The 21,073-nt window shown below is 41.2% G+C and carries 24 protein-coding genes; 19 read left to right on the top strand and 5 right to left on the bottom strand.

Features of this window, described 5'->3' with window-relative positions; translation table 11 throughout:
• Position 1: 1 nt before the first annotated feature.
• The 3 genes from pstC to AC25Y6_RS00210 form a co-directional block, all read right to left on the bottom strand.
• Positions 2-940: a phosphate ABC transporter permease subunit PstC gene (gene pstC, locus AC25Y6_RS00220; RefSeq protein WP_482104707.1), complete on the bottom strand. Its 939-nt coding sequence runs from the start codon at positions 938-940 to the stop codon at positions 2-4.
• An 88-nt stretch (positions 941-1,028) separates the two neighbouring features.
• The gene (locus AC25Y6_RS00215) at positions 1,029-1,985 is read right to left on the bottom strand and encodes a PstS family phosphate ABC transporter substrate-binding protein (protein ID WP_488141715.1); all 957 of its coding nucleotides are present in this window, start codon (positions 1,983-1,985) and stop codon (positions 1,029-1,031) included.
• A 649-nt stretch (positions 1,986-2,634) separates the two neighbouring features.
• Positions 2,635-3,075 (bottom strand): YtoQ family protein, encoded by a 441-nt coding sequence (locus AC25Y6_RS00210; protein ID WP_482101550.1) that lies wholly within the window; start codon positions 3,073-3,075, stop codon positions 2,635-2,637.
• Positions 3,076-3,182: 107 nt separating this feature from the next.
• Here AC25Y6_RS00210 and AC25Y6_RS00205 point away from each other — a divergent pair, with 107 nt between their 5' ends.
• The 19 genes from AC25Y6_RS00205 (at position 3,183) to AC25Y6_RS00115 (ending at position 20,149) form a co-directional block, all read left to right on the top strand.
• Entirely contained in the window at positions 3,183-4,808 is a 1,626-nt protein-coding gene (locus tag AC25Y6_RS00205; protein ID WP_488141714.1) for an amidohydrolase, read from the top strand.
• Positions 4,809-4,836: 28 nt separating this feature from the next.
• A complete protein-coding gene (locus AC25Y6_RS00200) occupies positions 4,837-5,442 on the top strand; it encodes a class I SAM-dependent methyltransferase (RefSeq protein WP_488141713.1) in 606 nt (201 codons plus the stop codon).
• Between the two features lie 3 nt (positions 5,443-5,445).
• Positions 5,446-5,640 carry a YwbE family protein gene (locus AC25Y6_RS00195; protein ID WP_482101547.1) on the top strand — a complete coding sequence of 65 codons (195 nt, stop codon included), beginning with the start codon at positions 5,446-5,448 and terminating at the stop codon, positions 5,638-5,640.
• A 247-nt stretch (positions 5,641-5,887) separates the two neighbouring features.
• Positions 5,888-7,051: a PstS family phosphate ABC transporter substrate-binding protein gene (locus tag AC25Y6_RS00190; RefSeq protein ID WP_488141712.1), complete on the top strand. Its 1,164-nt coding sequence runs from the start codon at positions 5,888-5,890 to the stop codon at positions 7,049-7,051.
• A 375-nt stretch (positions 7,052-7,426) separates the two neighbouring features.
• The gene (locus tag AC25Y6_RS00185; RefSeq protein ID WP_488141711.1) at positions 7,427-7,966 is read left to right on the top strand and encodes a copper resistance CopC family protein; all 540 of its coding nucleotides are present in this window, start codon (positions 7,427-7,429) and stop codon (positions 7,964-7,966) included.
• Positions 7,963-9,051 (top strand): copper resistance D family protein, encoded by a 1,089-nt coding sequence (locus tag AC25Y6_RS00180; RefSeq protein WP_488141710.1) that lies wholly within the window; start codon positions 7,963-7,965, stop codon positions 9,049-9,051. The genes AC25Y6_RS00185 and AC25Y6_RS00180 overlap by 4 nt, the downstream gene beginning before the upstream one ends.
• A gap of 94 nt (positions 9,052-9,145) precedes the next feature.
• The gene (locus tag AC25Y6_RS00175; RefSeq protein ID WP_488141709.1) at positions 9,146-10,162 is read left to right on the top strand and encodes an NAD(P)H-dependent flavin oxidoreductase; all 1,017 of its coding nucleotides are present in this window, start codon (positions 9,146-9,148) and stop codon (positions 10,160-10,162) included.
• A 61-nt stretch (positions 10,163-10,223) separates the two neighbouring features.
• Positions 10,224-11,126 (top strand): DMT family transporter, encoded by a 903-nt coding sequence (locus AC25Y6_RS00170; protein ID WP_488141708.1) that lies wholly within the window; start codon positions 10,224-10,226, stop codon positions 11,124-11,126.
• Positions 11,119-11,436, top strand: a complete 318-nt coding sequence (locus tag AC25Y6_RS00165) for a hypothetical protein (RefSeq protein WP_488141707.1) — start codon at positions 11,119-11,121, stop codon at positions 11,434-11,436. The genes AC25Y6_RS00170 and AC25Y6_RS00165 overlap by 8 nt, the downstream gene beginning before the upstream one ends.
• Before the next feature lie 139 nt (positions 11,437-11,575).
• On the top strand, positions 11,576-12,106 hold the full coding sequence (locus AC25Y6_RS00160) for a YcxB family protein (RefSeq protein ID WP_488141706.1): 531 nt from the start codon (positions 11,576-11,578) through the stop codon (positions 12,104-12,106).
• A 53-nt stretch (positions 12,107-12,159) separates the two neighbouring features.
• Positions 12,160-12,579, top strand: coding sequence for a GyrI-like domain-containing protein (locus tag AC25Y6_RS00155; protein ID WP_488141705.1), 420 nt, complete (start codon positions 12,160-12,162; stop codon positions 12,577-12,579).
• 145 nt (positions 12,580-12,724) lie between these two features.
• Positions 12,725-13,531 carry a hypothetical protein gene (locus AC25Y6_RS00150; RefSeq protein ID WP_488141704.1) on the top strand — a complete coding sequence of 269 codons (807 nt, stop codon included), beginning with the start codon at positions 12,725-12,727 and terminating at the stop codon, positions 13,529-13,531.
• 75 nt (positions 13,532-13,606) lie between these two features.
• Positions 13,607-14,329 (top strand): MerR family transcriptional regulator, encoded by a 723-nt coding sequence (locus AC25Y6_RS00145; protein WP_488141703.1) that lies wholly within the window; start codon positions 13,607-13,609, stop codon positions 14,327-14,329.
• Between the two features lie 145 nt (positions 14,330-14,474).
• The gene (locus AC25Y6_RS00140; protein ID WP_482104694.1) at positions 14,475-14,672 is read left to right on the top strand and encodes a helix-turn-helix transcriptional regulator; all 198 of its coding nucleotides are present in this window, start codon (positions 14,475-14,477) and stop codon (positions 14,670-14,672) included.
• A 2-nt stretch (positions 14,673-14,674) separates the two neighbouring features.
• Positions 14,675-15,115, top strand: a complete 441-nt coding sequence (locus AC25Y6_RS00135; protein WP_482101536.1) for a hypothetical protein — start codon at positions 14,675-14,677, stop codon at positions 15,113-15,115.
• Positions 15,116-15,340: 225 nt separating this feature from the next.
• Positions 15,341-15,937 carry a hypothetical protein gene (locus AC25Y6_RS00130; protein WP_488141702.1) on the top strand — a complete coding sequence of 199 codons (597 nt, stop codon included), beginning with the start codon at positions 15,341-15,343 and terminating at the stop codon, positions 15,935-15,937.
• A gap of 73 nt (positions 15,938-16,010) precedes the next feature.
• Positions 16,011-18,110, top strand: coding sequence for a DUF2339 domain-containing protein (locus AC25Y6_RS00125; RefSeq protein WP_488141701.1), 2,100 nt, complete (start codon positions 16,011-16,013; stop codon positions 18,108-18,110).
• A 102-nt stretch (positions 18,111-18,212) separates the two neighbouring features.
• The gene (locus AC25Y6_RS00120) at positions 18,213-19,409 is read left to right on the top strand and encodes a class I SAM-dependent rRNA methyltransferase (protein ID WP_488141213.1); all 1,197 of its coding nucleotides are present in this window, start codon (positions 18,213-18,215) and stop codon (positions 19,407-19,409) included.
• 119 nt (positions 19,410-19,528) lie between these two features.
• Positions 19,529-20,149 (top strand): LysE/ArgO family amino acid transporter, encoded by a 621-nt coding sequence (locus AC25Y6_RS00115; RefSeq protein WP_488141844.1) that lies wholly within the window; start codon positions 19,529-19,531, stop codon positions 20,147-20,149.
• 43 nt (positions 20,150-20,192) lie between these two features.
• On the opposite strand, the gene AC25Y6_RS00110 is transcribed toward AC25Y6_RS00115, so the two are convergent.
• Positions 20,193-20,603, bottom strand: a complete 411-nt coding sequence (locus AC25Y6_RS00110; RefSeq protein WP_482101532.1) for a DUF3021 domain-containing protein — start codon at positions 20,601-20,603, stop codon at positions 20,193-20,195.
• Positions 20,600-21,058, bottom strand: a complete 459-nt coding sequence (locus tag AC25Y6_RS00105) for a LytTR family DNA-binding domain-containing protein (RefSeq protein WP_488141700.1) — start codon at positions 21,056-21,058, stop codon at positions 20,600-20,602. Before AC25Y6_RS00105 ends, AC25Y6_RS00110 begins: the two co-directional genes overlap by 4 nt.
• Between the last annotated feature and the right edge of the window lie 15 nt (positions 21,059-21,073).

Genomic DNA, 21,073 nt, shown 5'->3' with positions numbered 1-21,073 from the left:
ATTAGTATTCCTCCCTGAATTTCGTCTTGATGTATAAAGCAGTCCGATTCATAATGAACGTGAACAGGAACAGCATGAAACCGACAGCGTAAATGGAATAATAGATTGTAGTACCATAACCTGCGTCGCCAGTTGCGACTTGAACGATATAGGAAGTCATTGTTTGAATGGAACCCGTAAAGTCCATATTAAATACCGGTGTGGAACCGGCAGCAAGAGAAACAATCATTGTTTCGCCGACAGCACGTGAAGCTGCAAGGATAATGGATGCCGCAATCCCAGAAATAGCTGCTGGAAAGACGACTTTGATAGCTGTTTCAAATTTAGTAGATCCAAGTGCATAAGATCCTTCACGGAATGAATTAGGAACAGCAGAAAGTGCATCTTCCGAAAGTGAGATAATCATTGGTAAAATCATAATACCGACAACAATACCGGCGCTTAGTGCGTTAAATAACTTTAATTGTGGAATGAATGACTGAAGCCACGGTGTCACGACTGCTAATGCGAAGAATCCGTAAACAATCGTTGGAATACCAGCCAGTAATTCAATAATTGGTTTGGTAAATTTTTTGACTTTGGGTGATGCATATTCACTGAGGAAAATCGCACATGCAAGACCGAAAGGGACCCCGATGAGAAGTGCGACGGCTGCAATTTTTAATGTACCGAGTACTAAGGGAAGTACCCCGAATGCCTGATCAGCATTGGAGAAAGGTGCCCATTCTGTGCCGAAAAGGAAGTCAGTTATCTTTATTTCTTGAAAGAAGATGAATGTTTCTTTCAGCAGTGTGTAAATGATCCCAAATGTCGCAAGTACAGCAACAGAGGTAACAGCGAGTAAGAGATGGGGAATGATTTTTCCGAAATGCTCTTTCTTCTTGGCAGCAGCAATGACATCGCGTGTCCGCATCTTTTCTGTCGGTTTAAATGAAGTCAATCGATGGACCTCCTACTTGAAAGTGTGATGGCTGCCCCTAGAATGCGGGGCAGCCGAGAATGTTTATAGGTTGAATAGAGTTAGGTTATTATTTAATAGCATCTAATGTTTTACGTGCTTCTTCGTAGTCTGCATCAGGAAGTTGTACATAACCGACGGCTTCTGCCATTGCTGCTGAGTTGTCGATAACGAATTCCATGAAGTTACGAACTTCTTCTTTTTCTTTTACTGCTTCGTTACTAACATAAACGAATAGTGGACGTGAGAACGGTGTGTATTCGCCGGACTCGATTGTTTCAGCGTTCGGTTCAACACCATCGATCAATACTGCATTCAAAGCATCTTTGTTTGATTCATAATACGCATATCCGAAAAATCCGATTGCATTTTTGTCGCCTTTAATGCCTGTTACAAGGACATTGTCGTCTTCAGAAAGTGTTGCAGATTTTACAAGGTCAGTATCTTCTAAGACAACTTCATTGAAGTAGTCATATGTACCAGAATCTGTACCTGGTGAATAGAAGACGATTTCTTCTTCAGGCCAGCTAGGATTTATGTCAGACCATTTTTTTGCTGTTCCATCTTCTGCCCACATTTTCTTAAGGTCTTCAACAGTTAGTGAATCGACCCAAGTGTTTTCTTTATTAACAACGATTGTCAAACCATCGTTTGCAATTTTAAGTTCAGTGTAGTCAACGCCTGCTTCTTCAAGCTTAGTTTTCTCTTCATCTTTAATTGGACGAGATGCATTTGAAAAGTCTGTTGAACCAGCGATGAATTTCTCAAATCCGCCACCAGTACCAGAAACACCTACGGAAACTTTAACGTCTTTTTCAGCTTGTGCATATTCTTCAACAATCGCTTCCATGATTGGTGCAACTGTTGACGATCCGTCACCTGCTACACTACCGCTTAGTGCAGGAGTATCTTTATCGGAAGAACTGCTTCCGTCCGTATCTGTATTTCCTGAATCTGTACCACCACAAGCTGCTAGGAAAATCGAGCTTGCAAGTCCAAGTGTTGCTAGAAATTTAAAGTTCTTCATCTGTTATTGTCCCCCTAAAGTGTGTTTTAACTACAACTCATATGATAGAGGTGAAATGTTGAGGATGTGTGAAGGCATTGTAAAGGTTTTGTAAATGGGGCGTGGGTCTATATGATTGGCGCGCAAGGATATATGATCGGTCTTTTGACATGTATGGTTGGTGTAGAAATCATTCAAAAGAATGTGTATGTAAGTAGATATCCACATCACACAGTCATCCCTGGATGAATCTAGGGACTTCTGAGGATCAGAATTTCTGCCCTGATGAGTGATCCAACAATAGCTAGTTGACGTATACGTTACCGACAAACTGCGGTTTCATGGTCGCATTTTCTTCCTTACAGGTATAGTGTGCCATTGCCAATTATTTATCCACTGTTCGAATGATAAATCATTTTCTTCAAGATGAAATAACTTTTTCGAGCCGAACGTGGCCGTATAATTTCTTGGAGAATAGTCATCTTAATTGTCGAATTATATATTCAGATACCCATTACCCTAGCAGGTTAAACACCATTTCTATTGAATAACTAGATCGGTAATTTGGAATGTCTTCATATGTCTATTTAAAATGGTAACTTCTGTAAACCTTCTTAAACGCAAAAAAAGGCAAGCCCTTGAGAGGGGCAGCCCGTATGAAGGTATAGGTTCATTCGAAAATATAATGCAATGCTTTTACAGCCTGATCGACCGTTTCGACGGTGGCGTTTGCTTTGCGGGATAATTCCTTCAGTGCGTGATGATGTGTTTCATTGCGAATAAGGATAAGTGGTTTGCCAAACGCGACGGCGGCACTCGCGTCCATGGCGGTGTTCCACTGCTTATATTTCTCCCCGAATAAAGCGATGACAAGATCGGCTTGCTTCATCAATAGCTCAGTGCGCAAATTGTTAAAGCTCGATGCCGCTGCATCTTTGGAAATTGCATCTTGCTGCTTGCCTAGAATATCTTCCCCGATGTTATCAGAACGGTCGTGATCTTCCATGGGACCGACGAAATCGATTGGCAAATTAAGTGCCGCAACTTTCATCTTCACTTCCTCGCGCCATGAACTATGAATTTCCCCTGCCAGGTAAACAGTTAATCTCAACTAAATCCCTCCTAATCATTAGTCTTAATTGTAACATTGATATTCAAAATGTTGCTCACTAATGACCGAAAGTTTAGACTATATCTATAGAGCTAGGGGGAATTGTGATGAAAACACTTTGGTATAACGGCACAATGTATACAATGGAACAAGAAGGCGGCCAAGTTGAGGCGCTGCTCACAGAAAACGGAAAGATTTGCGAAGTTGGCACATATAAGGAACTAAAAGTACGAGCAGATAATGAAATCAATCTACAAGGTTCCGTTCTGTATCCAGGATTCGTCGATAGTCATATGCATATGATTGGTCACGGCGAAAAGTTACTAAGTCTGGATCTATCGAAGGCATCATCCGCTGATGAAATGATGGACAAGTTGATGAACGCGTATCCGGATTTGAAATCAAACGAATGGTTTGTCGGTGAAGGTTGGAACGAAAACAACTTCTTAGATAAAAAGATATTTACACGGTATGAATTGGACAAGGTGACGGATTCCCCTATGATTTTAAAGCGGACGTGCCGGCACGCAGCGCTCGCCAATTCGAAAGCGCTTGAGCTAGCGGGTATTTCAAAAGATACAGTAGATCCCGAAGACGGTGTCATTATGCGCGATGCAAGCGGGGAACCAACAGGCTACTTGAAAGAAGGAGCGCAGGAGATTGTACTCGCCCTAATTCCGGAGCCGACGGAAGAATCATTGACACGGGCCTTACAAAAGTCAGTCGATGATTTGCTGTCACTTGGGCTGACAGGGGGCGTGACAGATGACCTTGGGTATTATGGTGACTACAAAAACCCGCTGCAAGCGTTCAAGAACGTCATCGGTGAACAAAAGAAATTCCGTGCACATCTATTGCGGCGGTCAACTGTTTTCGAGCAATTGGTGAAAGAACGAGCCACTTATAATGAACCTTGGATAGATCCTGGCGAGATGAAGTTTTTCATAGATGGGGCGCTTGGTGGTAAAACAGCATTGTTAAGCAAACCGTATGCGGATACGCCGGAAACGTCCGGTATGACAGTCGTGACAGATGAGGAAATCGATGCGCTGGTGGCGCTCGCACGAGAAAATGGGGAAGCAATCGCTGCCCATGTCATCGGGGATGCAGCCGTTGAAAAAGCACTCGATGCGATCGAGAAGTACCCAGTACCTACTGGCAAACGTGATCGGCTTATCCACGTCAACGTATTGCGTGAAGATCTTGTCGAGCGGATGGAAAAGCTGCCGATTATCTTAGATATTCAACCGGTGTTTGTATCGTCTGATTTTCCTTGGGTCATGGACCGTTTAGGGGAAAATCGTCTTAACTGGGCCTATGCGTGGAAAAAGCTACTCGACCGCGGATTCATTTGCGGAGGTGGTTCGGATGCACCGATTGAAGAGGTTGATCCATTACTTGGCATTTATGCAGCGGTGACGCGGAGGAAACCTGGGGATACCCACGAAGGCTATTTGCCTGACGAAAAACTAAGCCGCTATGAGGCAGTTGGTCTGTTTACGACTGGGAGTGCGGGCACAATTGGCAAAGCGGATGCCCGCGGTAAGCTTGTGCCTGGATTTGATGCTGATTTCACTGTGCTGGACAGGGATTTATTCCAAGTGGAAGAGGAAGAGATGATAGAGGCGAACGTTGTGATGACCGTTGTTGCGGGTGAAGTGATGTACATAGGCCCGTCAGCGGCAATCAATCATGATGCTCCCTTAAACCTAGCGAACAATGTGGTAAGCTAGAAGCAACCTAATAAAAGGGGTCTGACGAATGACGAACAGTTGGAACGATCGGTTTTCAGCAAATGAATACATCTTCGGTAAAGAACCGAATGGATTTCTTGTGGAGATGGCACAGCAATTGCCGAAAGGAAAAGTCCTGTGTATCGCAGAAGGTGAAGGGCGCAACTCGGTTTACCTGGCATCACTCGGCTTCAATGTGACGGCTTGGGATTATGCACCGGCAGGACTGGAGAAGACAAAACAGTTGGCGGATGAAAAAGGTGTCGTTGTAAAAACGGAACTGCAAGACTTGGCGGATGTACTGTGGGAAGACGAACAGTGGGATGCCATCGTCCACATTTTTGGTCATTTTCCGAAAATCGTTATGGAGCGCACCTTGGCGGGGATAAAAAAAGCGTTGAAACCGGGTGGCTACTATATAAGTGAATTGTATACGATAGAACAGCTAAGTTACGGAACGGGCGGCCCGCGCAATGAAGAAATGCTTTCTGATCCTGTAAAAATGCTCGAGCACTTCGACGGTTACTTCGTCAAACACTTTCATATTGGAGAAGTCAATCGTGTGGAAGGTCAGCTACATTCAGGAACCGCACACGTCGTACAAAGTATGTTTCAAAAAAGAGAGGAAGAATAATTTATGAATGGACAAAATCGTGCAGATGTAACACCAGGCTTAAAAGTGGCAGTCATATTGAAAAAAGATCAACGGTCGGGCACAAAGACAGAGGGGGTCGTGAAAGATTTACTGACGAACTCAAGCTTTCACCCGCATGGCATTAAAGTACGCTTGGAAGACGGACAAGTCGGACGGGTTTGTGAGATTTTGTCATAAGAAAGGTCAAAAAGGATAACCATGCGCAGTCTATTAATGCGCGTAGTTATCCTTTTTAGGTGAATATTCAGGTTGGGACGAACCATCAAGAGTGGTACAAAACAAACCAATTACGAACGAGTCATACGCTATCACTGCCGACAGTGATAATTTGCATCTTGACGCATTCATTAAACGTCACGATAGTAATAGTTTGTAAGTATACGTAAAGAGAAATTTAACAATTCCTTAAAAGGAGAGGATTCAATTGAAATCGGGAAGTGTAGTTAGAAGAGTCATACTCATAACTGCTGTTGCGTTTCTACTAGCTTTACCATCAGCTTTTATAGCACTAATATTTTTACTTGCGGGCATGAATGTGGCAATTCCGTTTATCATTGCTACGTATGTAGTTGTATTGGTTCTAATCACGTTTAAAACATTCGGTTGGATGAAGCATGCTGCCGGAAAGAAAAAGTTTTACTTAGTGATGGTAATTATCGTAATTGTTACGTTATCCAAGGTAATTCCGGATATGTATAAACAGACACTGGATAGTGTGGACAATGTGGAAGTGGATTTACATGCGTATACGCCTTTTGTAATTGGTACGAATGCGGTGAAATTGGATGTGCCGGCGACTTTGAGGCTAGAAGGTGACTTACCCGTTATGGATGGTGCGACCGCACTCTATCCGATGTATGCGGCATTCGCACAAGCAGTCTATCCTGAAAAAGAATACGACTTATATAGCAGTGAAGTAATGTCGAACATGACTAACGTGGCATACGAAAAATTGATCGACGGAAGCGCGGATATCATTTTTGTAGCAGGTCCTTCTGCCAAACAAATGGAAGATGCGAAACAAGCAGGCAAAGAACTGAAATTGACACCAATCGGTAAAGAAGCTTTTGTCTTTTTTGTCAACGCCAAAAACCCTGTGAAAAGCTTGACGTTGGATGAAGTAAAAGGGATTTATGCCGGAGAAATAACAAGTTGGAAAGAAGTGGGTGGAAGAAGACGAGCAATTCGTGCTTTCCAGCGACCCGAAGATAGTGGTAGTCAGACTGCACTTCAAAACTTGATGGGTGATGTGACAATTATGGATTCTCCTAAGGAAAATACGATAGACCTGATGGGCGGTATCATTGACCAAGTGTCAGCTTATACAAACTACAGCAACGCAATCGGCTTCACATTCCGTTATTATTCTACAGAAATGATCCAAAACGATAAAATTCGTTTGCTACAGGTAGAGGAAATTGAACCGATTGCGGAGACAATCCAATCGGGGGAGTATCCAATTACAGCCGAAATTTATGCAGTGACCGCAGGAAGTGACAACCCGCATCTCGATGAATTCATTCAATGGATTTTGTCTGATCAAGGTCAGGAAATTATTGAGAAGACGGGGTATGTACCGATTCTGTGATGAAAAGAGAAAGCAGCTATAAGTTGAACTAATAATTAAGGTGTCTACTGGGGTAGCCGAAGCAATAGGACTGACAGTGATTTTCTGTCCGGCTTATTGTGAAAGGCATCCCCTATCGCCAAGCGTTGTTTGTAGGATTCTTTATTTCAACATATATATTTTAAAATCTGCCACAGTCCGCAAGGTTGTGGTTTTCATTTGGAAATAGCGATAGGACGGATAATGGTTTAATCCGATAAGTTGAATATTACCAGTATAATGAATTTAAACACATCATTAATTCCTCACAAAGAGGGCTTATACTGAACTTAATTAGTCTATCTTCAAGTTTTTTAAAACTTAGTATTATCAACTAATATTTTAGGAGGAATCATAGTGAAAAAAATTGTACTCATTACATTTGCCTTCATGTTTGTTCTTACTAACAAAGCTTTGGCACATACAGGGTTAGACACGTCTTCTCCTGAAAATGGAGGGATTGTTACAGAGGAATTGCGTGAAATTGCCTTAACCTTCGAAGGGAAAATAGAGCAAGGCGGTACGTTGGAAGTAATTGATTCAAATGGTCAGTCTATCCCTGTTGAAGATATAATCATTGAAGACACGCAAATGACAGGTAGCCTTCCAAACGCCTTAGTAAATGGAGACTATACTGCAGTTTGGAACATTATTGGTGCAGACGGTCATCCGATTCAAGGAGAGTTTTCTTTTACCGTAATTGTTCCAGGATCTGAAATGCCGGCTGAAATTGAAGATGATTCACAGGATGCAAGCCAAGATGGAGCACCTCTGGAAGATGTTAAAACAAATGAACAAAGCCAATTACCTTCGTACCTCATTCCTGTAATCGTTATTGGACTAGTTGCAATCATTGTAGGGATTTTTGTAGGGTTAAGGAGAAAAAATAGTAAATGATAATGGTAGTTGTTAGTGAAACTCTTTTATATCTTTGTGTGTCGCTTCTTTTAGGTAGTTTCCTGATAGCCCTTGTGCCGGGTTCTTACAGGCCAGAGGTAAACATACCGAGAGCGGTACAAATCATCGCTACAATCGGCATCGCGGTTTTCTCATTCGCGCCTGTTTTAGTGTTAATCATGTATCTGTATGAGCATATGGGCTTTTCTGGAGCGTTCCAAAGAGTTCTTCTTACGTTTGAGGTGGGCAAGGCGTGGATTTTTATTTTTCTCGTTGTCAATATACTGTTCATTTTTATCGTTTGGTTTGATGATCGTCAGAAACCTGTTTACTCATATATAGGAATCGTTTTTGTTGTCATGATAATTATGGGCATTGGTTGGGCAAGTCACGCTAGCTCCCTAGACCAAGTCAAAGGATTCTTAACGCATATAAGCCATTTTACAGCAGTGAGTATTTGGGTAGGAATTCTGCTGGTGGTTAGCTGGTTTTCAAAAGATCATTCAAACTGGTTGAGTTTCTTAAAATGGTTTTCGCCTGTTGCTATTAGTTGCTTTCTTATCATTACTGCATCAGGAATCATATTAATGACATTCGGAGTGGAGCTTACTGAATACACAAATGTATGGATGTTGCCGTATGGTCAATTATTATTACTAAAACACCTAACGATTATTCCACTACTGGTATATGCAGGGATCAACAGCATACTCATTAGAAATAAGTTACTTAAAGATCGGGACTTCAATCCAATCCCGTGGACAAGGGTGGAAAGTATACTCATCCTAGTCATTTTTTCGATAACGGCTGCATTGGGCCAACAATCACCGCCTAGCGGAAACACCTTGAAAAGTGAAGGACCTTCGAAGCTATTCAGTTTCTTTTATCAAGGTCAGTTTCAGCAAGGAATGAATGTCGAACTTGTAGCAAATGCCACAGGTCTCTCTCTTGTACTGTTAGCGATTCTTTTAGTCATTTTAACTGTATACTCATTTATTATGAAAGCACCGGTGATCGTAACTTTCATTTTGAGTATCCTTTTCATCTTTACAAGTTATTTAGCTTTAATACTAAGTATCCAATAGGAAAAGTGAAAGGTAGCTGACTTAGCTACCTTTTTTTCTATATAATGGATACTAGTAGTATTTTGCTGAACGTAAAGAATTGGAGGAAAGTCGAATGAATAAGATGAATTTGACGGTACTATTAGGAATTGAACACCCAATTGTCCAAGCTCCAATGGCGGGTGTGACGACGCCGGAGTTTGTAGCAACATCTGCAGGGGTGGGGATTCTCGGTTCAATTGGGGCTGGGTATCTTTCGGCCGAAGAGACGCGGAATTTCATTCGTGAAGTGAAAGGGCTTACAAAGAAGCCTTTTGCGGTGAATTTGTTTGTTCCGGAAAAGGTGAATTCGAGTCAGGAGCAATTACGGGGGGCGTATGAAGGACTCCAACCGATAGGTAAGGAACTCGGGATTCCTCAGTGGAAGAAGCCCTTCTCAAAATCTGAATTTGAAGGGCAAATTCAAGTATTAATAGAAGAAGATGTGAAGATCTGTTCGTTCACTTTCGGACTGCCAGATGAAAAGACTATGCGATTATTGAAGGGAAATAATGTGTTCCTAATCGGGACAGCGACGACAGTGGAAGAGGCGGAATTGTCGGAGCAGGCGGGCATGGATGGGATCGTTGTACAAGGCAGTGAGGCGGGTGGGCATCGCGGATCTTTTGCTGGGGAATTAACATTGATTCCTCTGGGTGAACTGCTTAGGGAGATAGTCGGGTCCGTTCAAATTCCAGTCATTGCGGCAGGCGGCATCGCGAATAAAGAAATGATGCAAAGCGCGCTATCTGCTGGGGCACAAGCTGTTCAAATTGGCACGGTATTACTTGCAGCTGATGAAAGTGGCGCACATGCTCTTTACAAACAGGCAATTTTGGATGCGGAAGTTGGCTGTACAGTATTAACGAAGGCCTTCTCTGGTAAAACGGCACGGGGTATACGCAACCGATTCATTACTGAAATGAAAGAGGAAGTTATTGCTCCGTACCCGTTTCAGAATGATTTAACAAAAGAGAATCGTAAAGAGGCGGCGGCGCAAGGAAAGCCTGAATTCATGTCGTTATGGGCAGGCGAAAATGTTCATTTATGCTCAGGTGGAAAACTTAAAAGTATAATTGAGAGATTTATCTAAGAATAGGCTTCTTTAGCTAAAATGATTTGATACACTAAAGATAAAAACGGCGGTGGCTCACATGAGGAAATACATCGGAGAAATTGGTCTTATCATTACAGCAATTATATGGGGCAGCGGGTTTGTGGGTAGTGCCGTAGCCTTGGAATATTACACGCCGAATCAAATACTTGCGGGGCGGTTTGTCATTGGTGCCCTTATTTTATCAATCGTGTTTCATAAACGGCTGAAGATGATTAAGAAAAGTACATTAATAAAAGGGTCGACATTGGGAATCGTTCTCTATATCGCATTTGTTCTTCAAACGGTAGGTCTGCAATATACGACACCTTCAAAAAATGCATTCTTAACCGCTGTCAATGTTGTTATTGTTCCATTTATAGGGTTCATTATTTATAAGAAGAAAATTGATATCTTTGAACTCGGCGGGGCATTTATGGCCATGATTGGGGTAGCAATCCTATCACTTAAATTTTCTTCTGAAATCAACATTGGGGATTTACTAACATTATGCTGTGCAGTTGGATTTGCGTTCCATATCTTTTACACCTCTAAATTTGTAAAAGACGAGGACCCTATTCAGCTAACCATTATTCAAATGACAGCAGCGGCAGTGATTGGATTCGTCGTTGTAGCATTCAAAGGTGAAACAACCTTTTCCACGGAAACAGAAGGTCTGCTCCCACTACTTTACCTGGCAGTTTTCTCGACAACAATCGCATTTTTATTACAAACAGCTGCCCAAAAGTTCATAACAGAAACAAAAGCTGCAATCATTCTATCTACAGAATCATTTTGGGGGATGGCATTTTCAGTAGCGATTCTGAGCGAAGTAATGACAGGGAAAATGATTATCGGTGCAATCCTCATACTTAGTGCCATTGTCATATCGGAAACGAAGCTTAGTTTTATGAAAAAGAAACAGCTAAAAGGAATACTTGAAAAGGGGGATAACCGTGTCTAAAGCTGTTTATTGTGAAAAATGTTCTGAAGAAATTAAGTTTAGGGGAGATTTAGTAACCGCAACTTTAATTTTTGTTATAGTCGCTTATCATGAAAATTGTTATGCAAAAGACTTGAAAGGGTTCAGGGGACTTTTCTTAGACAATCAACCGCTTAACGGTTTTTCGAGTAACTTTTTGTTTGTCATGGCAGTCTTAGTGGGAATCGGCTTTGCTTTTGGCTCGATGAAGTGGGTGTCAATTTTAGCCCTAATTACAGTAGTCTATAGATTTTTTTCCTTCTATATGTTTGAAAGACGGTTGGAAAAGTAACATCGACAGAGGTGTGTATTTGGGTAGTGCGTGGTTGGCTAAGTTGATTGGGTGACAGTCACCCAGTCAATTCAAAAACAAACGCGAAAGTTCGAACAGTCACGTTTGTTTTAAGGATTGTCGCTGGGATACTAATATAATGAAAGAAGAGATTCCGATGGAAATATACTACAATTTAACAGAGGAAGATTATATAAACTTCAATTTGTATCACATCAAAAACTCTAAAACTGGTAAGCGCGCGTTGGCGTTGCAAAGGTTATTAACACCATTATTCTTTATCATTATTTCCTATGTTTACTCCTTGATGAGTGACATGCTGTTTCTACCGCTGTTTATCACTTTTTTAGTAACGAGTATTCTATGGGTTATTTTTTATCCGAAGTATTTTTACAGTCTCATTGCCCGTAATGCTAGAAAAATGATAAAAGAGGGTAAGAATGACGGCTTATTGGGCAATCATCAACTGAAATTGACGGAAGAAGGGTTAGTTGATATATCTTCAAATAAAGAAACAAAAGTAACTTGGTCCGGCATAACAAGTTTCAAAGAGGACGATGAATATTTCTTTCTTTACAATAGTTCAGTGAGTGCCTATATTCTTCCGAAGAGAGAAATTGATTGTATTGATGAATTAAGAACATATATAAAACAACACTTAATGTTGTGACGGACCGCGGTGACAGTCACCATTTTTCAAAGTGAGAAAAGGAGGAGATTCACATGGAAACACGTATCGTTGAGGTTGAGGAATTCAAAGTTAAAGGGTATGAATTGAAAGGACCGTTGTCTGAAATCCCGGGTAAATGGGATGTGTTGAATGCGGAAATTGCGGAGCAAGGTGTCTTGGCAGAAGAATCATTCGGACTTTGCCTGTCGATGAAAGGTGGAGAAATCCACTATATTGCTGGCGTCAAATCTCATCTTGCTGAAGGTTTTCTGAATACAGAAGTAGCTGTAGTTCCAGCTGGCAAGTTTATTGTTGCCAAGGTGGAGGGTGGAGTTTCCGCGATACCAACCGCGTTTAACAACATAATGAAAACAGACGGTATTCAACTGCGAAATTGTTTCAGCTTTGAACGATATATTCATCCTAAAGGATCGACCGGGTATGACATTGAAGTTTGGCTGCCGATTGAGTGAAAGTGTGGACAGATAAAGAATTATATATAGAAGAGATTTCAGCGTGTGCTGGGAATCTCTTTTTTCTTTTGTAATATTTTGAATTTCAGTTGACAACTGGTAACCCGACCCAGCACTATGAATAGAAGGGGCGGTGACGTACAAAGTGAAAGAGATTTATAGAAGGACATGGATTTCTAGCTTGATCATTGGGATAGGGACCGCTATTTTTTGCATTTTATATTATTTCATCGGTTATACAAGTTTCAGGGAAAATGGAGATGTATTAATCATAACCGGTTTGGCTGCATTATTTTCAATTGGAGCAGGGTTCCATTTCAAAAGTGTGCATGAGAAATTAGTCAAAGAAACAAGGGACATACCAGAAAGTACGTTGAACTTGGAGGGATTAAACGAGCTGATTCTTGAGCGAATTCCTTCTTTTTTTCTCAAAATGTATAACGTCGATTCAAATGGCAATCCACTGTTTGTGATTGAACCATCCAAAGGTCAATTGTTAAGATGGCTTACATTTTTCGAACTATTTGAGAAGGGGTTTATCATTCCGGTGCATTATGACATCGTAGATATGAACGGACAACTGCTAGCAACAATTACAATCCGGAGTAATCTAAAGCGTGACGAACTTACCTTAAACGAACCAGATGGTACAGTAATGGCCACTTACATACAGAACCATTGGACAGCAAAACTCAAAAATCAAGGAATTTTGTATCATGCGGATGGTTCGGTTTGGCGAGAGCTTGAAGCAAAAGCAATTGCGGGAGACATCGATGTAGAAGATGACGAGGGACGTATGACGGCTAAATACCGCTTTGGTATTTTCCCTTATACAATGAGACCGGTTTTTCAAAGTGATGCCCATCATGAGTATGTTCAGTTCGGGTCACACATTTCTTCGGATGAAAAGCTGGCCTATACGATGATATTTTTCTTGTGGCTCAAAGGGTAATTTAATTCTCTTTTATGTGTTGACTCTGACGTTACGTCATACTTTATAGTTAGTTTTGTAGGGGGGCTTGAAGCGATGAAAGTGAAAGAAGTATCGCAGTTGACCGGTGTTAGTGTGCGCACACTTCATCATTATGATGACATCGGTTTGTTAACGCCGGATTGTACGACAGAAGCAGGGTACCGGCTTTACTCGGACGAAACTATGGCGACGTTGCAGCAAATTCTGTTCTTTCGCGAACTTGGCTTCTCTTTAAAGAAAATCAAGGAACTGCTCACGAGTCCCGCGTTTAGTCGTCAGGAAGCCTTTGAAATGCAGCGTACAATGCTCCTCGAGAAACGAAAGCAGCTTGACAGTATGATCAATACGATTGAGAAGACAATTCAACATGGGAGAGGGGAAGTAGCAATGACGAACGAAGAGAAATTTAAAGGGTTTGATTTCAGTAAGAATCCATATGAACAAGAAGCAAGGGACCGCTGGGGCGACGAGGCGGTTGATGAATCGAATAAAAAAGTTGCACAGTTTGGACCGGAGTTAGGTGAGGAAATGAACCGTATTTACTTCAGCTTGGCGAAAATACGTCATATGGATCCATCTTCTGATGAAGCGCAGGCTGGTATTGATGAATGGTTTAAGTTTTTGAATAAGATGGGAAGCTATTCTTTGGAAGCATTCCAAGGTCTTGGTGAAATGTATGTTGCGGATGAAAGGTTCACAAAGAATATCGACCAGTTTGGCGAAGGGCTTGCGGTGTTTATGAGGGATGCAATGGCAACGTTTGCTGAGGATAAATAAAAATCAATACAGTAAGTACAGCGGGAGCAATTTGTTCTCGCTGCTTTTTTATGTAGTAAATGTGTAATATATAACTTACCTAATGTCATTTATAATTGACACCCTATATATGTATATTTATAATTAAAGTAATAGGAGCGTGGCCATGTCAAAAAATTTGCGAATTAAGGCTGCACGAGCAGCAATGGATATGTCACAAAAGGATGTAGCAGAAGCAATTGGTATTACTCGACAGACGATGAATGCCATTGAGAGCGGCGAGTATAACCCATCTCTAAAGCTCTGCTTAGCCATCTGTAAAGTGTTGGGCAAAAAATTGGACGATCTCTTTTGGGAGGAATGAGTGTGAAAAATGACAGATATGATGAATATCAGGTGAACAACCGGAATAAAATAGCGTTTGAAACACTAATCATCATAACGCTGTTGGTTTTCATTAATGGATTTGTGAAAATGACCTACATATGGGCGGAGCCGCTGATGGAGTCGTTGGTATTGCTTTATATTCCCAGTATCTATTTTGCAATACGATCCATTTGGAAAAATGCCTATTTTAGTAAAAAAGAAAAGTATCCCGGATTTTACATTGCAGTATTTCTACTAATTACCTTGGTGAATCTTTATACGGTTGTCACTTCAATCTATCATGGATTCTTCGTTATCATTGAAGATGGGAAACTTGCAAATGGCGCAGGAGTACTGTTCATGTTAGGTTTTACAGGCTCAATCACCATCGCGATGATTGCAAGGAAATTTGCTGACAAACGAGTATTGAGCAGTAATTAATGTTAATTGTTAATTGCTTCGGAAACCGAATGATTAAAATAGATGAAACTCCATCGCTCGTTTCAACGTATAATAGATAATAGGTATAAAAAAATCCTTAACTGTCTTGAATTACCGTTACCCCTGTAGGTCCCGGGTCGTAGACAGTTTCCATCCGCGGCCGGTTTTATTTGCTGACCGAAATGCACATAATGGATATGAGAGAACGGCAAGGGGTTGGGTACAGTGAAGAAGTTCATCTATATCGTGCTGACTGACACAGGAACCCTGCTGTCAAAAGCGATTGGGATGTATACAGGGAAAGAGTTAAATCATACATCGATTGCGTTCGATAATGAGCTGATTGAAATGTACAGTTTTGGGCGCAAACAGCCACATAATCCTTTCGTCGGAGGGTTTGTAAAAGAATGCGCAACAGAAGGGATATTCCGCCAAGCAACGTGTGCAGTTTATCGTTGTGAAGTCACAGCGGAGGACTATACACGAATGCTCGATAAGATCCGTTTGATTGAACAGGAAAAAGAACTTTATAAATATAATTTTATCGGATTATTTGGTGTTGCCGTAAATAAAGGAATTCAGCGTGAGCATGCATTTTTCTGTTCGCAATTCGTGGCGATGGTTGTAAATGAAGGCAATTTACAAATGTTCAATATCGCACCAAGTTTAGTACAACCGCATCATTTCTCGCAGCTTCCTTGTTTGGAACGTGTGTTTGAGGGCGATTTACAAACCTATTTGAATCAGACGAGAGGTCAGCAGGAGCGCGCACCTATCCGTATGGGAATGTGGAAAAGTTTGGCGTTCCGATTGCTTGCCTAAATAAGCATGTATTTAATATGGGAGCACTTCTTTCTAACGGGAGTGGCTCTCTTTTTCTAATTCAATTTTTTCTATGAAACTACTATCTGAGAAAGGAGTGATTGAGTTGGATGAAGAATTGAAGAGGATTCTGAAAAGAGTCTCTGATTTAGAAGGGGAAGTAGACTCGTTAAAAAAGCAACTGGCGGACATGAAACCCGCAACAAGTTACGCTACGGAGAAAGTGAAAAAAGTTCATTTGGCATCCATAATGGAACGCCTGCCTGAGCAACCAATTCAGGATGAAGTTCCGATTCAGCAGAAAGTTAGGAAAGAGTTCAATCTTGAGAAAGCATTAAGCAACTGGCTTCCGCGCGTATTTATGTTTATTTTACTGCTTGGTGTCTTATGGGGACTGAAAGTTGGAATGGATAATGGATTTATCACCAATCCAGTGCGAGTCGGCATGGGTTACACAGGAACGATTTTGCTCTACTTTCTTGGGATGCGCTACTACTATGGTGGGAAAATAGGGTTTGGTCTAACATTACTTGGCGGTTTTATCGGCCTTGGGATCTTGACCACATTTGCGGCACATCTATTATATGGTTATCTAAACTTTACGATCGCATTTACAATAGGCGTGGCATATATCATTGCAGGACTGATTTTGTCGAGAAAGACGAAATCAGAAACGCTAACCATTTTTTCGGGAATAGCAGGTTTTTTACTTCCGTTTTTGTTGGAAGGGGAGGGTGCTACTGCCGTTCAATTCTGTTCATACATCCTATTATTATTTTTATCACTGTTTTATGTATCCCTTAGTCAAAAACAAAAGTATAGCTTTTATGTAACATTCTTCTTATTTCATGTAACGCTACTGGCTTTCACGCTTCTTGAAGGTATAAATGGGGATGCGTCGGTACTAGTCGTGACGGTGCTCATTCAGCATGGTGGGATTCTATTCTTTTATTTTAAAGAACGTATTTCTAGAGATGTTTTCTCAGAAGCACTCCTTTACTCCAATTTTGTCTTTACGATGGGCTGGATAAAGCTGCTTGACCAAATGCAGGAAGTCGTTGTGTATGGCATACTGGCAACATTATATATTGCGCTTGCAGTGTACTCGTTTTGGAAGAAGGACCATGTGTTGCGAGGAATTCTATCCGCAGTCGCGGTACTCGCGGTCACTGTTTTCATCCTATCCTTCAATATGGAAGATGAACGTGTTGTGTTAATGTTGCTCCTATTAAATGGGGCGATTGGAATAGGGGTCGGTTTACGTTATGACACGCTTCGGACAATTGTTACAGGTTCAGTAGTTTACTTATTCACGATACCCGTAGTTCTAACATCGATACAAATAAATGGATTTTGGTCTTTGGAACATGCAGTTTGGCTTACTTTTATCGGGACAATCGGTTGGATCTTTTATTCGCTATACCGATTTGAACCATCTATTTTAAAAGGGAAAACGATATTGATTGATAAAAGTTTGATCATCGCTCAAGTGTTTGTTCTTCTATATATTTATGGACTGACAAAGTTAGGGTTGGCGAATGCTTATGTATCGTTTGAAACAGGCGTTCATATTCAAAGATTTGTGTTGCTTGTGGTGCTAATCGCTATGTATAACGTCTATAAATGGAGTAAGGGCCTGTACTTGACCCATGCAACAGTCATTCTATTTCTAGTAGCAAGTTTAGGAATGCTGCTTCAAGGTTTAGGTTCTTTTTATAACCAAGGAGAGTTTCTGTTTAACTTCTTCGTGCAGCTAGCTTATGGAGTGACCTTAACGGTTATGATTCGGGCAATGATAAGGGAGCGTTTCTATTTAACTCTAAAAGAGCTGAAATTTGAGACACCGCAGCTAGCTGTTTTTATGCAAGTTATTTATTTGATCTTCATAAATAAATGGTATTTTGCATTCACGAAAGCTTATGAGTGGGATTTGGACTATGTTTTATTCGCGCATACGTTCCTGCTATTCGCATTTGCATTCCTGTCGATAAGTCTAGGGGGGAAATTGAATTGGAAATATGTTAAAGTCTTCGGTGCTGTACTCCTGGTTGTTTGTGTACTCAAGCTTTTCATCGTAGATTTGTCGAGTATTTCCATTCTAGTCCGCGCGATTTTGTTTATTGTCATTGGCGTTGTTGGGTTGCTTTATTCCAGAACGTTATTGAAGGACTAGTAAGCAAAAAGGGTTTCGACAATACTTACGATGTATTGCGTTTGTCGCAATTCCTGCTAAAACGTGCGATAATAAGGAAAACAGTGAAGTAAGGATGACAATATGACAAAAACAGTCGATTTACAAGTAAATGCAAGAAATATTGCAGATTTCAAAAAAGGCTATCCACTAATTCTAAAAGATGCGATTATTAATGCCAACGTTCTAACAACGGAAGGCACTATCGTTCGATTAGTGGATAAAGATCGTCGATTTGTTGCAAAAGGGTATTACGGTTTGCAAAACAAAGGCCTTGGTTGGGTACTGACGAGGAAAGAGGAAGAAGAAATTGATTTCGATTTTTTCGAATCGAGAATCGCAGCAGCACTTGCGAGACGTGAAGCGTTATTCGCGGATGCCTATACGACAGCTTTCCGCGTATTCAATGGAGAAGGCGACGGTATCGGCGGTCTGACAATCGATTATTTCGACGGCTACTTTATGGTGAGCTGGTATAGTGAAGGAATTTATTCACTTAAGCATCATGTTTACAGCGTGTTCGATAAAATCATTGATTACAAAGGGATTTATGAGAAGAAGCGCTATGATACCAAAGGCGGATACATTGAACAGGATGATTTCGTTAAAGGAGAGCAAGGCGATTTCCCGATTATCGTCAAAGAAAATGGCATGAATTTCGCGGTCAACTTGAATGACGGTGCAATGACTGGGATTTTCCTTGATCAGCGTGATATGCGTAAAGCGATTCGTGACAAGTATTCTGAGGGTAGAAATGTCTTAAATACGTTCTCGTATACAGGTGCATTCTCTGTTGCGGCAGTCCTTGGTGGCGCGATGAAGACGACAAACGTCGACCTGGCGAAGCGCAGCAATGCAAAAACGATTGAGCAGTTCAGTGTAAACGGGATCGATTATGAACAACAGGATATTAAAATAATGGACGTCTTCGATTATTTCCGTTATGCAAAACGAAATGATTTGAAGTTCGATCTAGTTATTCTAGATCCGCCAAGCTTTGCCCGTACTAAAAAATATACGTTCAGTACTGCGCAAGACTATCCAGCATTGCTAATGGAAGCAATTGCGGTTACCGAGAAAAATGGTATCATTGTTGCGTCGACGAACAACGCGAGTTTCGGTATGAAGAAATTCAAAACGTTCATCGAACAGGCATTCAATGAAGCAGGGTCTAGGTACAAAATTCTTGAGGAATCGACATTGCCAAAAGATTTCCGGACCAACCGTGATTACCCAGAATTCAACTATTTGAAAGTCGTCATTATACAGAAAACGAAATAAGTTGAGAATAGAGAAGCCGTGCCGAAGTTAATTTGGTACGGCTTTTCGCATTCGAAAAAAGAGGATAAAGCCTGTCAATCGAGAATAGATAAATGGTAGAGATTGAATGGGGTGGGAATGTGTCTGAGGCGATTTTACACGGAATCATTCTGGCATTCGGCTTGATTGTACCGTTAGGCGTCCAAAATGTGTTCGTATTCAATCAGGGAGCGTTGCAACCTACATTTATGAGGGCTATGCCGGTTGTCGTCACAGCGGGGATTTGTGACACGCTCTTGATTGTGGCGGCGGTATCAGGCGTTTCACTTCTAGTATTGACGTTTGCCTGGTTGGAAAATGTTGTTTTTAGTATTGGAATTCTTTTTTTACTCTATATAGGTTTTGTTTTATGGAGAAGTGACGCGATGTCGATGAAGGTAGATGGAGAGCGGTTTTCAACTAAGAAACAAATCATCTTTGCAGCGTCGGTATCTTTAATGAATCCTCATGCAATCCTCGACACGATTGGAGTTATCGGGTCAAGTTCACTGAATTACGCGGGGAATGTACGAATGGCATTCACGCTGACGACTATCATCGTTTCGTGGCTTTGGTTTTTCGGGCTTGCAACGGCCGGGCGCTATTTCGGGAAGTTGGATTCGACAGGCAAGTTGATGGCGTTGTTGAATAAAATCTCTGCTTTAGTCGTCTGGGGAATCGCTGTGTATATGGCAATCAGATTGGTAGGAAATATGATGTAAAATGCCGTACTGGTCATTACCGGATACGGCTTTTTACGTGGAATCAAAGCTCATTGAGTTCCGCATTCAACTTCTTCGCCTGGCTTCTGAAATACAGATAGAAAGAAGTCCAAAATACTGAGTAGGATACAATGAATAATCCCAATGCGAGTAAAAAGCTTTTTAATGTAAATGGAACCCAACCGATTCCAAATGCAAGAACGAAATACAGAATTACCACTGTCACAAAATGCAGCGCGGTTTGTTGGGACAATCGTAAATCGACATTTTCAAAAAAGAGTGGCGTAACTGTGAAAAACCAGCCGCAGAAAATGGAGCCGAGCGAGTTTTTCAAGAATAATTGTCCGTCCAGCATATCTATATCACTGAATAACACAACTGAATTGGTCAGAATCACAGCGATGAATGCACCGAAGAAAACACCGATGATGCTTCTGTATAAGAAGGTTTTCATTCGCTTTTCCTCCTGTTCATTTTCAAGGAATCTTTAATGGAATTGACGTATGTCCTAGAAACATATTCCTTTGCCCCCGACTTGAAATACAGACATAATGTTCCATTAAATGAAGCTTCAAAACGGCTCATTTCATGGAGATTGGCAATAACTGATTTGGATAGCCGTACGAATTTAGTCGAAGGAAGTATAGCTTCTAGTTCATATAACTTTTCTTTTAATTTAAAGGAACCGGCAGTAGTCACGGCGACAACGCTGTCTTTTTCAGTATGGAAATAATGGATATCACTCGGCTTCAAAATGTGCTGCATATCGCCGTCTCTACCAACGAGAAAATCCGTATCCTGACCTTTGATAAAATCAAGAATTTCTTGCACGGAATCGTCCAGTTCCGGGCATTCAATCGTCACTTTGGTTTCTTCGTAATCGCGATCAATGTTCAATGATACTTTCATTGCGAGACACCCCTC

The organism is Sporosarcina sp. Y1004, assembly GCF_057669665.1.
The sequence above is the reverse complement of the archived record's forward strand: the minus strand, read 5'-3'. Positions and strand labels throughout refer to the sequence as shown.

What these genes read in the sequence shown, in the direction of transcription:
- AC25Y6_RS00215 (WP_488141715.1), bottom strand. Translation starts at nt 1,985, where the DNA reads ATGAAGAACTTTAAATTTCTAGCAACACTTGGACTTGCAAGCTCGATT.
- AC25Y6_RS00145 (WP_488141703.1), top strand. Translation starts at nt 13,607, where the DNA reads ATGAAAGTGAAAGAAGTATCGCAGTTGACCGGTGTTAGTGTGCGCACA.
- AC25Y6_RS00200 (WP_488141713.1), top strand. Translation starts at nt 4,837, where the DNA reads ATGACGAACAGTTGGAACGATCGGTTTTCAGCAAATGAATACATCTTC.
- AC25Y6_RS00160 (WP_488141706.1), top strand. Translation starts at nt 11,576, where the DNA reads ATGAAAGAAGAGATTCCGATGGAAATATACTACAATTTAACAGAGGAA.
- AC25Y6_RS00170 (WP_488141708.1), top strand. Translation starts at nt 10,224, where the DNA reads ATGAGGAAATACATCGGAGAAATTGGTCTTATCATTACAGCAATTATA.
- AC25Y6_RS00180 (WP_488141710.1), top strand. Translation starts at nt 7,963, where the DNA reads ATGATAATGGTAGTTGTTAGTGAAACTCTTTTATATCTTTGTGTGTCG.
- AC25Y6_RS00140 (WP_482104694.1), top strand. Translation starts at nt 14,475, where the DNA reads ATGTCAAAAAATTTGCGAATTAAGGCTGCACGAGCAGCAATGGATATG.
- AC25Y6_RS00105 (WP_488141700.1), bottom strand. Translation starts at nt 21,058, where the DNA reads ATGAAAGTATCATTGAACATTGATCGCGATTACGAAGAAACCAAAGTG.
- AC25Y6_RS00155 (WP_488141705.1), top strand. Translation starts at nt 12,160, where the DNA reads ATGGAAACACGTATCGTTGAGGTTGAGGAATTCAAAGTTAAAGGGTAT.
- AC25Y6_RS00195 (WP_482101547.1), top strand. Translation starts at nt 5,446, where the DNA reads ATGAATGGACAAAATCGTGCAGATGTAACACCAGGCTTAAAAGTGGCA.
- AC25Y6_RS00125 (WP_488141701.1), top strand. Translation starts at nt 16,011, where the DNA reads ATGAAACTACTATCTGAGAAAGGAGTGATTGAGTTGGATGAAGAATTG.
- AC25Y6_RS00120 (WP_488141213.1), top strand. Translation starts at nt 18,213, where the DNA reads ATGACAAAAACAGTCGATTTACAAGTAAATGCAAGAAATATTGCAGAT.
- AC25Y6_RS00205 (WP_488141714.1), top strand. Translation starts at nt 3,183, where the DNA reads ATGAAAACACTTTGGTATAACGGCACAATGTATACAATGGAACAAGAA.
- AC25Y6_RS00175 (WP_488141709.1), top strand. Translation starts at nt 9,146, where the DNA reads ATGAATAAGATGAATTTGACGGTACTATTAGGAATTGAACACCCAATT.
- AC25Y6_RS00110 (WP_482101532.1), bottom strand. Translation starts at nt 20,603, where the DNA reads ATGAAAACCTTCTTATACAGAAGCATCATCGGTGTTTTCTTCGGTGCA.